This is a genomic window from Nocardia sp. NPDC003345, assembly GCF_053589395.1.
The window spans coordinates 1-13161 of sequence record NZ_JBSFRU010000170.1 but is presented as its reverse complement, the minus strand read 5'-3'; the positions used below and the strand labels follow the sequence as shown (position 1 = coordinate 13161).

Here is a 13161-nt window from a genome sequence, read left to right as displayed (position 1 = left end):
AGCCCAACGCCACCCGGCTGGTCGCCCAGGGCAACCGCCAGATCGCGACCGTCTCGCAGCTGTGGCAGAAAGGCACCGGCGACGCGAATCCGTTGTTCCTCAACGGCGCCGCGTTCAACCGGCCGTGGCTGGAGCGTAACCGCGATACCGCGGCGCGCTTCGTGGCCCTGCGCTCGGAGGCCAATGGGCTGATCACCGCCGACCCCGCCCTCCTGGGCCGGCACTACGAGGCCTTCGGAATTCCGGCCGACGAGGAAGCCGCCATCGATCTGCTGCCCGAGCGGCTCCTCGATATCTACCCGTCCACCTGGAACCACAGCGTATTCACCAACCTGGACAAACAGATTCAGGTCGCCCGCGAGATCGGCCTGCTGTCGCGCGCCGCGGATCGGCCGGTCTACGAGAGCCTGAGTTGAACGGTCCGGAGAATCCGCGGGCCGCCGGGTACCCCCGGGCGGCCCTACCGGCCTGCTGCGCGAGTCTGTTCCTCTCCTCGCTGGACACCTCGGCACTGGTGGTCGCGTTACCGGCCCTGCAGGCCGATCTCGGCCTGGGGGTGGCGCAATTGCAGTGGGTCGTCGTGGCCAACGCGCTGGCCCGCGGCAGCACCCTGTTCCTCGCGGGATCGCTGGCCGACCGCTACGGCCCGCGGCGGATCTTCCGGCTGGGTGTCGTGCTGTTCGGTATCGCGTCGCTGCTGTGCTATTTCTCCTCCGGCTTCGCCGAACTGATCGTCTGGCGGATTCTGCAGGGAATCGGCGGATCGCTGATGACCCCGGCCTCGATCTCGCTGCTCACCGGCGTCTTCCAGGATCCGGTCGCGCGGAGCCGGGCACTCGGCACCTGGAGCGCCACCGCCGGAGTCTCGACCGCGCTCGGACCGGTGATCGGCGGCGTACTCGTCACAGTGGTCGGGTGGCGCAGTGTCTTCCTGATCTGCCTGCCGTTCGCGGCCCTGGTCGTGCTCGTGCTGCGTTGGGTGCCCGAATCCCCGGTGCCGCGGTTACGCCGGGGCATCGATCCCGCCGGGCATCTGTCCATCGCCGCCACCCTGTTCTTCGTGACCTTCGCGCTGTCCGGCGGCGCCCGGGACGGCTGGCTGTCGGTGCCGACGATCCTGGCGCTGGGCGCGGCGGTGGTCTCGGTGCCGATAGTGGTCCTGGTGGAGCGGCGGGCCGCCGACCCGGTCCTGGACCTCACGGTTTTCCGCCGGCCACAGCTGCGCGGCGCGGTGCTGACGGCCGGGTTCTCCTACTTCTGCCTCACCGGGATGAATTTCCTCAATACCCTCTACCTGCAGCAGGTCCGGGGATATTCGGCGTGGGAGGCCGGCCTGATGGCCCTGCCGCTCACGGCCGGAACCCTGGTCGCCGCACAGGTGTCCGGGCGGCTGCTGGGCCGCTACGGTCCGCGGCGTCCGATCCTGCTGGCCTATCTCTTCCTGATCACCGCGATGACCTGGCTCGCGCTCGCGGCGACGACGACCTCGTCGATCGGCTGGGTGCTGGGGGCCTTCGCGCTGCTGGGCATCGGAATGGGGATGGCGAATCCCCCCGCGACCTCGTCGGCCGTGGCCGCTCTGCCGCCCGATCGGTCCGGCTCGGCGAGCGCGATCACCAGCACCTCCCGGCAGGTCGGCATGAACCTGGGTACGGCCGCACTGGGCGCGGTGGCCGTATCCGTGGCCGGTTTACTCGCCCGGCCCGGACCCGTATCCGCGCCGGACTTCACCGGCGGAATGCGCCTCGCGTACGCGGGCACCGCGGTGGTGGCCGTTCTCGCACTGGTCGCCGCGAACCGCTGGTTCCCGGCGACCCCGAACACGGCCGCACCGGCGGCCGCAATCATGTCACGAAAGGAACGAGCCGATGACCGGCAACGATACGAACGCACCCTTACCGAAGATCACGAGCGTCCGGACCGGGGCGATCTTCACGCTGCCCTACCTGGTGGGCCTCGAGAAGGGGTACTTCCTCGACGAGGGCGTTGATCTGGAACTGGTCGCGCCCGGCGCCTACAACGTGAGTGTGAAGCCGATCGAAGATCATCATCTGGTGAGCTCCTTCGGCGGGATCTCGCGCGGTTTCGAAGACGGCGACGTCTCGCTCTACCGCGCCTGCGAATGGGGGCAGGTCCGGCGGGCCCAGGATTCGGGCCGTGGCGGCCGGATCGTCACCCAGCGCGCGGCTATCGCCAGCCAGGCGATCTTCGTGCGCCCCGAATCCGATGTCTTCCACCCGCAGAGTCTGCGCGATAAGCAGGTCGCGGTGAACTTCCATCACGGCTCCCACTACCTCGCGATCCAGACGCTGGAGGGCTTCGTCGAGCCCGAGCAGCTGAAGGTCGTGCACGTGGGTGGCCCGGCCGACCGGTTCAAGGCACTGCGCGACGGCACCGTGGAGGCCGTGGCGCTGATGGAGCCCTACATCAGTCTGGCGCTGAAGCAGGGCTACCGGCTGATCGCCGAGGCGTTCTACACCGGCGCCGAGATCGCCGACGAGAAGGTCGATCCCGAGGTGCACGCCGCCATCGACCGCGGTGTCCGCCGGGCGGTCGCCGATATCAACACCGATGTGCGGCCGTACCTGCACTATTTCACCGAGGAGATTCCCAAAGAGCTCGGCACCCTGGACGAGGCGGATATCGCCCCCTGGCGGCTGCGGTTCGCCGACCCGCGGCCCTACGCGCCCGAACAGTTCGACCAGACCTACCGCTGGCTGCTCAAATGGGGCCTGGTCGAAGCCGGGTCCGATTTCAAGCGGCTGGTGGACAATCGGGCACTGTCCGCGTGATCGGGGTGCGGCGGGGTGCGCGCGGCCGCGTCCATCCCGCCGCGTCGCCGTAGCGGCCGCGTGGAAAACAACAGGCGCCCAGCCGCCGGATACGTCATGATCCACGGTATGACCGACGCTCGCGAAGAACACGAACGCCCGGACCTCACCGGGTGGCGGCGCCGGCAAGAGCTGCGCCGCTCCGGCGCCGCCCAGCCCATCCCCTCGGGTAAGACGTATCGGCGCCGGCCCAAGAACCTGCGGGACCGGCAGATCCGCGACGCCCGCTACTAGCGGGCGTCGCGGTGCCTATTCCTCGGTGAGCCGGCCGTCCGCCATCCGCCAGTGCCGGGTCGTGCGCACCGAATCCAGCATGCGGCGATCGTGGGTCACCAGGATCAGCGTGCCGGCGAAGGAGTCGACCGCCTGTTCGAGCTGTTCGATGGCGGGTAGGTCGAGGTGGTTGGTCGGCTCGTCGAGGACCAGCAGATTCACTCCGCGGGCCTGGAGCAGGGCCAGTGCGGCCCGGGTGCGCTCACCGGGCGAGAGGGTATCGCAGGCGCGGGTCACATGCGGTCCGCGCAAGCCGAATTTCGCGAGCAGCGTGCGGACATCGGTGTCGGGCCATTCCGGCATCGCGGCGCCGAAGGTGGCGGCCAGCGGCGTCTCGCCGCGGAACAGGCCACGCGCCTGGTCGACCTCGCCGATCCGTACTCCCGAACCCAGTGCGGCGGTACCGGTATCGGGTTCGATTCTGCCGAGCAGCAGGGCGAGCAGGGTGGACTTCCCGGCGCCGTTCGCACCGGACAAGACGATCCGGTCGGCCCATTCGATTCGCGTGGTCACCGGTCCGAGCACGAAATCGCCGCGTGCGACGGTGGCCTCGTGGGCCGTCGCGACGATGGTGCCGCTCCGGGGCGCCGTCGCGATCTCCATCCGCAGTTCCCACTCCTTGCGCGGTTCCTCGACCACCTCGAGCCGTTCGATGCGACGCTGCGTCTGACGCGCCTTGGCGGCCTGTTTCTCGGTGGACTCGGCGCGGGTCTTGCGGCCCATCTTGTCGGAGTCGTTCTTGCTCTTGCGGCGCGCGTTACGTACGCCGTGCTCCAGCCAGTTGCGCTGCATACGGGCCCGGGCCTCCAAACCGGCCCGGGTATCGGCGTATTCGTCGTAGGCCGCGCGAGCGTGCCGGCGGGCGATCTCGCGTTCGGCCAGGTAGGCGTCGTAGCCACCGTCGTAGAAGCCGGCCTGCTGCTGGGCCAGATCGAGTTCCAGCACACTGTTCACCGTGCGGGTCAGGAATTCCCGGTCGTGGCTGATCACCATCAGCGGTGCGCGGATACCGGTGACGAAACGTTCGAGACGGTCCAGGCCGTCGAGATCGAGGTCGTTGGTGGGCTCGTCGAGCAGCAGGATATCGAAGCGCGACAGCAGGACCGAGGCGAGGCCGGCGCGCGCGGCCTGCCCGCCGGACAGGCCGGTCATCGGCGTATCGAGCCCGCCGCGCAGACCTTCGGCGAGCCCGAGATCACGTGCCACCTCCTCGGCACGCTGTGCGAAATCGGCGCCGCCGAGGGCGAGCCAGCGTTCGAGCGCGGGGGAGTAGTCGTCGGGGCCGTCGCCACCGAGACGTTCGGCGGCCGCGTCCATCACCTGCTGGGCGTGGGCGACCCCGGTCCGGCGGGCGAGGAATTCCAGTACGGTCTCGCCGGCGATACGTTCGGGTTCCTGGGCCAGATAACCCACGCTGGCATCGGGTGGGCTGAGCGTGATGGTGCCCGACTCCGGGGCGCCGTGGGCGAGCATGCGCAACAGGGTGGATTTTCCCGCGCCGTTGACGCCCACCAAACCGATCACATCACCGGGCGCCAGGGTGAGATCGAGGTCGGCGAACAGGGTGCGTTCGGCGTGCCCGGCCGCGAGACCGTCGGCATGCAGTGTTGCGTTCACCGGGGGTATTCTGCCCGCATCCCGGGCGGGTCCGATCCGTGGGCCGGATAACCGCCTACTGCTGTGAGGTCGTGGGAGGTTTCTCGATCGGGCGGGAGCGGCGGACGCCGTCGTCCTGTTTACCGTTGGTCGCGACCAGGACCACCAGGATCAGGAACGCCATCACGGCGGCCACGGCGAGCGCGACTTTGGGCTGTCCGAGTTGCTCGGCTTCGCGGGTGGCGGATAATTCTCCGTTTTCGGGGGGCTGGCCTCTTGACACAGCCGGAAATAGTAACCGTGTGACGGGCGCCGGAGCCGGAAAGTGCTCCCATGGCTGGGGGCATAGGAGTACCCGCGATGTCTGGGGTTGAAACCTCAACTCACGAGCTCGGCGGAGAGGCCGGGATTACCCTTCCCGGCCTCCCCTGGTCAACGAGTGGGATTCGAACCCACTACCGTCGGATTAAGAGTCCGATGCTCTACCAGATGAGCTACCGTCTGCTCCACCTGTGATCGCCGAGTACTGCGGGTAGGTGTCAGGCTGAGTAATCCCGTGTGTTGCCTTTACACCACAGCGGCAGGAAGAGCCGCCACCGGGAATCGAACCCGGATCGCGGGAGCGCGTAGCACGCTAACCGCACCCCGTACGATCGATGGAGTTGTGAGCTTGGAGCAAGAAGCTGAATTTATCGGCCGGGCCCTGGCAGCGCCCGGACTGTCATCAGATTGAACTTCAGTTTCAGATTGTGCTCCATCCCCCCGAAAGGGGAGTTCGTGGTCCCGGCTAGCCGAACAGGTAGCCGAGAATGGCGCGACCGGGCTGGACATCGGTCACCGGTGTCGCGTTCGCCGTTTCGCGCGCGATGCGCACCGCGTCGAGCAGTTTGCCGAGCCGGTCGCCGAGATCGCCGACCTCCTTCGCCGGCAGCGCGCCGGAGAACTTGGTGGTGGTCCACCGGCCCACCACCACATCCTCGTGATACACCTCCACCTGCGCCGGATGCTTCTCGGTCGCCGGCGCCAATACGTGGTTACGCGGCACCTTCTTGGTCCGCACGGTCTGCGAGGGCTGGGTCGCGTAGCAGTCGGTGACCTCGTCGAACGACCACGCCTCGGCCGGATCCAGGGTCGGCAGCTTGGCGACGAACTTCTTCAGCTCGCTCAGCTGCTTCTCCAGGAACAGCAGATAGGTGACCGGCAGATCGCGGGCGATGGTGACGCCGTCGACCGTGAGATCGGCCTTCGCCGAACAGTTGGTGGTGTCCTTGGTCGCGGTCACATCGAACAAGCGGGTCAGCGTGTTCTGGACATCGGCGATCACCTCGCGCGCCCGCACCTGGACCCGCTTGGATTCCGAGGGCAACTCCTCGCCCATATCGTCGAGCGGCCGGTACGTGCGTGAGATACCCGCCAGCAGATCGACCTTGCCCACCCGCTGGTACGCGGCGGTGACATCCGCGCTCGCCTGCGATTTGGCGCCCTTCTCGATGGCGATGAGCTGATTCAGCTTGGTGGACAAAGCTTTTCCCTCCTTCGGTCACTGTGTCGCGACCGGGGGATACCGTAGCCCGGCACCGGCTGCCCGCGCCACCGGATATTCGCCCGCGCCGCCGGATCTTCCGGAATTCAGCGGGTATCGAGCACCGGGCCGTGGGTGACGTGGACGGGAATCGTATCGTCCCAGGGCTGGGCGGTGACCAGGTCGGCCACCCGGACGAATCCGCGCTCGAACTCACCGGTCGCGGCGTCCACCAGGCGGTACTGCTGGGTTTGGCGGTGGATGGGCTGGCCGTCGATGAGCACCACCCGCACCTCGCCGGGTTCGAACCGGCACCTGCGCTGTATGGCGGCGATCAGTTGTTCGTTGTGCATATGGCCGTCGCCGAAATTCCAGCCGACGGCAGTGGAGCAGATGCGCTCACCATCGGTGAGCACATAGTCCGATTCGTCCTGGCCGGTCATGGCGCGGTGGGCGAGGGTGAACATCGCTCGCCCGTGGGTGTTGAACGCGCGGAACGCATAACCCAGATAGATCGGGACCTGGGCGGCCTCCGGGCTCCCGTAGACCTTTTCGAGCTGGGCGGTGGGCATACTCGCGATCGAGACCAGGCCATCGGCGATCTTGGCCATCCCGGAGGGCTTGATGCACCAGAGCCCGGTGTCCCAGTTGCCGGCGTAGTAGCGCATTCCCGGCAGGAACGACACCTTGCGGGGATAGAAGGCTCCGACGATCACCGTGCCCGCGCTGATGAGGAACAGCGCGGCGACCGGGAGGGGGTTCGAGATATCGGACAGGCCGATTTCGGCGTGCCCGATGAACAACGCGAGCACCCCGAACATCATGAACACATTCCATTCCAGCGGTACGCCCATCGGGATCGAGACCAGGATCGCGGCGTGGAAGCAGATCATGACGGCGGCCGCGATCGCGGTGGGCCAGCCGCCGTGGGTGAACAGCAGCACCAGCGGAACCAGTCCTTCGACGGCGGTGCTGATATGGGCGATCAGGCGGGACGGCCGTCCGGGGCGCAGGTCGTCGGGGTAGTTCTCGAAGAACCGGCGTTTGATCGAACGCGGGCGGACCAGCGGGCCGTTGGCCATCATGGTCGAGATGACGAAGGGGAAGTGCCGGTTCAGCTTCGACAGTGCCGCGCCGATCCAGATGGTCAGGAACACCAGTTTCGCCGCGATGATCGTATCCGCCCCGCCGAACAGGAAGGTCAGGCTCAGCGCCGCGTACACCTCGCCGCGCGCGGCCAGGAAGATCACCTTGTCGCGCAGGCCCGCGACCGCGAGAACGCCCAGGATGGCCCAGATCTGCCAGTCGGGCAGCAAGCCGATCTCGGTGCCGAGTGCGGAATCCGGGCCGGTGCCGTCGGAGAACAGCGCCACCACGATCAGTACCAGCAGTGCGGCGTACAGCGCGATATCGAACGGGCCGCGGCGATCGCCGCCGGTCAGCGGGATCCGGGCCGGCCAGGGTGGCAGCCGGATCGTACCGGGGCGCAACCAGTACAGGATCGAGCCCATGGGCGGCAGGTAGCGGTTGTTGAGCGGGCCGAATCCGCAGCCGAGGCCGATGACCTCGAACAGCATGGTGTAGAGCACGACCTTCTGCAGCACGATCGGCTCGGCGTACCAGGAGCCGATATCCGCGACGGCACCGATTCCGGTGGTGGCCTGCGCGAACAGTAGGCCACCGAGAATGTAGAGCGCGATCTTGACGACGTAGAACAGATGCAGCACGGCCGGGGTGCCGAAGCCCACCTCCGCCCAGTGCCGCGCCATCGGCCGGATTCGCTCCGCGCGAGGCCGGGTGTACCACTCGGCGTCGACGACGGGCAGCTCCGGTTTGAGGAATGCCACAATTGCTCCCGGACACGTGCTCGGACTTGATTCCGGGACATGATGGCACAGACATATGGTCGTCCGGACCGGAATACCGCTGCGCCGGGCTCAGCAGGCCGTGGCGGGATCTCCGGGCGGGCTGTCGGGTGCGCCGGTACCGCCGGTCCGGACCGTGACCGTCGCGCCGGGTGCCGTGGGAGTGCCGGGCCGCGGATCCTGCTCGATCACCACGCATTGCGACCCGTTCGGGGCCCGCCCGGCGCGACCGTGGACGACGATCACGAACCCGGCCTCCTGTATCAGCTGCTGCGCTTTGGCCGGGCGTTGCCCGAGCACATCCGGCACCGGGGCGTCCGCCCGGTCCGTGGCGGAGACGGGCGTGGGCTCGGTGGTGGAGTCGGAACCGCAGCCGGTCAGCCACGAGGCCGCCAGCAGGACGCCGGTGATCAGCGCTACCGGGACTCTTCGCATCGAGCTCTCCTCGTCGTGCTCCGAAAGGGTTCGGGGCCGGTGGACTCCGAAGGCGGGCGCGGTGGGAATTGCGGTCGCCCGGCTTCGACAGGATGTCGCGAAGCCCTGGTCCGGCGCAAATCCGGCCGGTGTCCGGCGTGGTGCGCTCTGGGCGCGGTGTGGAACTCGCGGTGGGACCGGCCGAGTCGCGGCGGGTCCCGGAAGACCCGTGCCCCCGGTGGTTTTCCCGGGGCGGCCGCACTGCCCGATGTACGGGGGTGGGATCCCGGGGTCCGATTCGCGTTCTACGCGGGGGATTCGGCCTCGTCGGTGGCGTAACCGCCTGGTCCCGGGTCGCTTTGGTGCCTAGGCGAAGAGCGCGAAGGTAATTACACTCGGCGTCAGGGTCCGGTGACGAGCACCGGGATCCGGGTGGGTAGCCGAAGGGTAGGAACTGTCGGGTTTCGCGGGGGAAGTGGAACTCCTCGCGAGCGTGGATCGGCCAGAACGGGAAACGCTCATGGGCAACGAAGCTCCGGACCGGCCCGCCGCCGAGTCGGCGGACGATCTCGCCGGTGACCACGCCACCACAGCGGTATCGGCATTCGTCGCGGAATGTCGCCGGCGGGGCCTGGACCCGGCGGTATTACTCGATTCCGGCTTCCTTCTCGGCGGTTCCGAGTAGTTCGCTCGGACGGATCTCGAACGCCCGGCAGATCTTGTACATCTGCGCGATGGTCATGGCCCGTTCGCCCCGCTCCAGCCGGGCGATGGTCTTCTTGTTGTAGCCCGTCCGCTCGGCCAGCGCCTCCTGGCTCCAGCCGCGCCGGGCCCGGATGGCGCGGACCTCCGCGCCCAGGGCTGCGTCCAGCCGCGCCTCCTCGCCGGTTGCTCTCTCCGGCTCCGCGGGCGTCGCATTCATGTCGACCATTCTGGGGACCGCGCACAGTCTGATCAAGTGCCCGATAGTTTCGGCGTGGTGGCCCGCGCGTACGGGATTCGGAGACCGAACGCGGCACATATGAGACCAAAATAGGTTGAAAAGGGACCGAAATAGGACTAACCTGAGGTAGAGCTGTTGACTATCACCGCAGCTCAGGCCTCGAAGCGGCACCTCATTCCCATCCGGCGCCGGAGTTCGAGGAATACCGGCGGCCGGCGGAAAGGAGACTGGCGATGAGCTGGAGCGGGGATCCGGTGTGGCTGGCCGATGTGTTGCGGGACGCCGGGCTGCGCGTCCTGGAACACGACGGCTGGCGGCAGCGCGGGCACGGCGACTTCCTCGATATCCGGGGCGTGCTGTGTCATCACACGGCCGGCGGTGGTCCGAACGACTGGCGGGTCGTCCAGGACGGGCGACCCGGACTGCCGGGCCCGCTGGCGCAACTGGTACTCGAGAAGGACGGCACCTACCGGGTGATCGCGGTGGGCGTCTGCTGGCACGCGGGGCGTGGCCGCTGGCCCGGCTGGCCCACCGACAACGCCAACTTCCACACCATCGGTATCGAGGCCGTCTCGCGCGGAACACCGCCGTGGGATTGGACCCCGGCCCAGCTCGACGCCTACGAACGCGGCTGTGCGGCCATCCTGCGCCGCATCGGACGCGGCTCGGGCGACTGTGCCGGGCACCGCGAGTACTCCAGTGAAGGGAAGATCGACCCGGCGGGCATCGATATGAACGCCTTCCGCCGGGCAGTACAGGCACTCCTCGACGGAAGGGGCGATGAGATGGCGTTCCTGGATGAAAAGATCACCAACTACCACGGTCAGCAGGTGACGGTCGGCACTCTCCTACACTACCTCGACAAACACGTCGGCCTCAGCCTGGATCAGCTCTCCGGATCCGGAACCTCCCGGGGTGCCGACTTTCCGGGCTGGGATTTCCTGGGCAACCGTACGACCGCCGAGGCGCTCGGGGTCATCGGCGCCGCGCTGAAGATCCCCGGATTCCGCGACCCGACCGCCGACCGGCGCGACTGAGGCGAATGCCGGGGTCGCGTCACCCAGAACAGGAGGACAGCATGATCAGCGAGCTGGCATCTGTCCTCGGCGGCCTGGTCACCGGTGTCGGAGGGGTTTTCGCGGCGGGAGTCTTCAGCAGGCGCAAACGCCGCGCCGACGCCGTGGCGGTGCTGACCGCGGCGGCGGCTCAGATGGTGGAACCGTTGTCGCGGCAGATCGCCGTCATGACGGCCGAATTGGAAGCCCACCGCCGGGTCGTCGCCGCCGCCGAACGCCGCTGCCGGCTGGCCTCGACCCAGCATGCCAGCTGGGACATCGTGGTGCGGTCGTCGCTACTGGATCTCGGGGTGGATGTGCCTCCGCCCCCGCCCCTGACCCGCGACCCCGCGGGTCAGGGCCGCGACGACGTCACCGACCGCAGTGCGCAGTCCGGATGACCCGCGCACGGCGGGTGGAGCCCGCCCTCATCGCGCGCTCCACCCGCCGTCCATCGTGTATGCCGCCCCGGTGACCATGCCGGCGTCGGCGGAGGCGAGCCAGCTCACGAGCGCCGCCACCTCGCCGGGTTCGACCAGTCGCTTGATCGCGCTCTCGGTGAGCAGGATCCGGTCCAGCACCTCCTGTTCGGGTATGCCGTGTGCCGCCGCCTGGTCGGCGATCTGCTTGTCCACCAGCGGGGTCCGCACGTATCCGGGATTGACGCAGTTACTGGTCACGCCGTGCGGGCCGCCCTCGAGCGCGGTCACCTTCGACAACCCCTCCAGTCCGTGTTTGGCCGTTACGTAGGCGACCTTGTACGCGGACGCCCGCAGGCCGTGCACCGAGGAGATGTTGACGACACGACCCCAGCCCTGCCGGTACATATGCGGTAGCGCCGCGCGCACCAGCAGGAACGGTGCCTCCACCATGAGTGCCAGCAGGTCGCGGAAACGCTGTGGCGCGAATTCCTCGATCGGGCCGATGTGCTGGACCCCGGCGTTGTTCACCAGGATGTCGGTGCCGAGCTCGAGGTCTTCCAGCGCGCCGGTGTCGAGCAGATCGACCGCCCATACCGTTGCGCCGATCTCGGCGGCCACCGTCGCGGCACCGTCGGCATCGATATCGGCCACCGTGACGCGGGCGCCGCGAGCGGCGAGGGCCCGGGCGCATGCCGCGCCGATACCGCTCGCGCCACCGGTGACCAGCGCACTGCGGCCCGTCAGATCACTCATCGCACAGCCATTTTCGGGGTTCCCGGACCCACGCTCTCGGCATCGGCGCGATCGATGCTCGCCAGATCCAGGCCCTTGGTCTCGCGGGCCGCGAATACCGCGATCGCGCTGACCGCCGCCGCGCCCGCGAGATACCAGGCGATCGGCACCGCCGAGCCGTAGGTGTCGAGCAGGCGCACCGCGATGATCGGCGCCAGCGATCCGGCCACGATCGAGGTCACCTGATAGCCCAGGGAGACCCCGGAATACCGCATCCGGGTCGGGAACATCTCGGCCATGATGGCCGGCTGCCCGGCATACATGAACGCGTGGAAGATCAGGCCGATGACGATGGCGGACAGGATGACCGCGTTGTGACCGCTGTCCATCATCGGGAACGCGAAGAAACCCCAGGTGCCCGCGGTGACCGCGCCGATCAGATAGATCGGCCGCCGCCCGAACCGGTCGGAGAGCCGCCCCACCAGCGGGATCACGGCGAAATGGACCGCGTGTGCCGCGAGCAGCCACCACAGGATCACGGTGGTGTCGGCGTGAACTTCGACCTTGAGGTAGGTGATGGTGAAGGTGACCACCAGGTAGTACATGATGTTCTCGCCGAAGCGCAGTCCCATCGCGGTGAGAACGCCGCGCGGGTAGCGCCGCAGCACCTCCACGACGCTGAGCGAGGTGGCCGCGATGTCCTCGGCCTCCCGCCGCGCCGCGACGAAGATGGGGGCGTCGGTGATCTTCGTGCGGATGTAGTAGCCCACCAGGACGACCACCGCGGACAACCAGAACGCGACCCGCCAGCCCCAGCTCAGGAAGGCCTCGTCGGACAGGGTCGAGGTCAGGACGAGCAGGACCACCGTGGCCAGCAGATTGCCCGCCGGGACGCCGGCCTGCGGCCAGCTCGCCCAGAAGCCACGGCTGCGGCTCGGGCTGTGCTCGGCGACCAGCAGTACCGCGCCGCCCCATTCGCCACCTACGGCGAAGCCCTGGATGAAGCGCAGGGCCACCAGCAGGGCGGGCGCCCAGTAGCCGATCTGGCCGAAGGTGGGGAGGCAGCCCATCAGGAAGGTCGCGCTGCCGACCAGGACGAGACTGAACTGCAGTAGCTTCTTGCGGCCGTACTTGTCGCCGTAGTGCCCGAATACGACACCGCCCAGCGGCCGGGCGGCGAACCCGACGGCGTAGGTCACGAACGCGGCCAGAATGGCGTCCAGATCGCTGGTGCCCTCGGCGAAGAACACTTTGCTGAACACCAGGGTGGCGGCGGTGCCGTAGAGGAAGAACTCATACCACTCCACGACCGTGCCCGCCATCGACGCGGCGACCACGCGCCGCAGGCCGTGTGCCGTTCCGCCGGAATCGTGGTCCACCGAATCGGCCGGTCCGGGTGGACCGCTCTGCTCCCTCATCGCACTGCTCCTTCGTGCCGGGAGCCACACCCTGCTTCGAATGTGATGGCCCCCACATTTATCGGCTGCATCGAGTATTGATGCAGAGGT

Annotated in this window: 13 protein-coding genes and 1 tRNA gene; 5 read left to right on the top strand and 9 right to left on the bottom strand. The window is 68.1% G+C overall.

Annotated features, from left to right (window positions below):
• From ACWDU1_RS19045 to ACWDU1_RS19035, 3 genes are all read left to right on the top strand, one after another.
• Nucleotides 1–416 (top strand): hypothetical protein (locus tag ACWDU1_RS19045; RefSeq protein WP_450000140.1); only part of this gene is annotated, 416 nt, incomplete at its 5' end.
• A complete protein-coding gene (locus ACWDU1_RS19040) occupies nucleotides 413–1990 on the top strand; it encodes an MFS transporter (RefSeq protein WP_450000138.1) in 1578 nt (525 codons plus the stop codon). The genes ACWDU1_RS19045 and ACWDU1_RS19040, both read left to right, overlap by 4 nt.
• A 910-nt stretch (nucleotides 1991–2900) precedes the next feature.
• The gene (locus ACWDU1_RS19035; RefSeq protein WP_450000136.1) at nucleotides 2901–3065 is read left to right on the top strand and encodes a hypothetical protein; all 165 of its coding nucleotides are present in this window, start codon (nucleotides 2901–2903) and stop codon (nucleotides 3063–3065) included.
• Nucleotides 3066–3080: 15 nt separating this feature from the next.
• On the opposite strand, the gene ACWDU1_RS19030 is transcribed toward ACWDU1_RS19035, so the two are convergent.
• The 7 genes from ACWDU1_RS19030 to ACWDU1_RS19000 all read right to left on the bottom strand — a co-directional run bounded on the left by ACWDU1_RS19030 (nucleotide 3081) and on the right by ACWDU1_RS19000 (nucleotide 9423).
• Nucleotides 3081–4721 (bottom strand): ABC-F family ATP-binding cassette domain-containing protein, encoded by a 1641-nt coding sequence (locus ACWDU1_RS19030; protein WP_450000134.1) that lies wholly within the window; start codon nucleotides 4719–4721, stop codon nucleotides 3081–3083.
• A 55-nt stretch (nucleotides 4722–4776) separates the two neighbouring features.
• Entirely contained in the window at nucleotides 4777–4983 is a 207-nt protein-coding gene (locus tag ACWDU1_RS19025) for a hypothetical protein (protein ID WP_450000132.1), read from the bottom strand.
• A 146-nt stretch (nucleotides 4984–5129) separates the two neighbouring features.
• A tRNA-Lys gene (locus ACWDU1_RS19020) sits at nucleotides 5130–5204 on the bottom strand.
• A 283-nt stretch (nucleotides 5205–5487) separates the two neighbouring features.
• Entirely contained in the window at nucleotides 5488–6222 is a 735-nt protein-coding gene (locus tag ACWDU1_RS19015; protein WP_450000131.1) for a DUF7873 family protein, read from the bottom strand.
• A 107-nt stretch (nucleotides 6223–6329) separates the two neighbouring features.
• The gene (locus ACWDU1_RS19010; protein ID WP_450000130.1) at nucleotides 6330–8069 is read right to left on the bottom strand and encodes a DUF3556 domain-containing protein; all 1740 of its coding nucleotides are present in this window, start codon (nucleotides 8067–8069) and stop codon (nucleotides 6330–6332) included.
• Nucleotides 8070–8159: 90 nt separating this feature from the next.
• Nucleotides 8160–8522: a PASTA domain-containing protein gene (locus ACWDU1_RS19005; RefSeq protein ID WP_450000128.1), complete on the bottom strand. Its 363-nt coding sequence runs from the start codon at nucleotides 8520–8522 to the stop codon at nucleotides 8160–8162.
• Between the two features lie 625 nt (nucleotides 8523–9147).
• Nucleotides 9148–9423, bottom strand: a complete 276-nt coding sequence (locus ACWDU1_RS19000; RefSeq protein ID WP_450000127.1) for a helix-turn-helix domain-containing protein — start codon at nucleotides 9421–9423, stop codon at nucleotides 9148–9150.
• Between the two features lie 254 nt (nucleotides 9424–9677).
• On the opposite strand from ACWDU1_RS19000, the gene ACWDU1_RS18995 reads away from it, so the two are divergent.
• Both ACWDU1_RS18995 and ACWDU1_RS18990 read left to right on the top strand, forming a co-directional pair.
• Entirely contained in the window at nucleotides 9678–10481 is an 804-nt protein-coding gene (locus ACWDU1_RS18995) for a peptidoglycan recognition protein family protein (protein ID WP_450000125.1), read from the top strand.
• Between the two features lie 41 nt (nucleotides 10482–10522).
• Nucleotides 10523–10900, top strand: a complete 378-nt coding sequence (locus ACWDU1_RS18990) for a hypothetical protein (RefSeq protein ID WP_450000124.1) — start codon at nucleotides 10523–10525, stop codon at nucleotides 10898–10900.
• A gap of 27 nt (nucleotides 10901–10927) precedes the next feature.
• Here ACWDU1_RS18990 and ACWDU1_RS18985 read toward each other — a convergent pair whose 3' ends face one another.
• Together ACWDU1_RS18985 and ACWDU1_RS18980 are read right to left on the bottom strand one after the other, a co-directional pair.
• The gene (locus ACWDU1_RS18985; RefSeq protein ID WP_450000122.1) at nucleotides 10928–11674 is read right to left on the bottom strand and encodes a 3-hydroxybutyrate dehydrogenase; all 747 of its coding nucleotides are present in this window, start codon (nucleotides 11672–11674) and stop codon (nucleotides 10928–10930) included.
• The gene (locus ACWDU1_RS18980) at nucleotides 11671–13071 is read right to left on the bottom strand and encodes an MFS transporter (protein ID WP_450000121.1); all 1401 of its coding nucleotides are present in this window, start codon (nucleotides 13069–13071) and stop codon (nucleotides 11671–11673) included. The genes ACWDU1_RS18985 and ACWDU1_RS18980 overlap by 4 nt, the downstream gene beginning before the upstream one ends.
• Nucleotides 13072–13161: the final 90 nt, after the last annotated feature.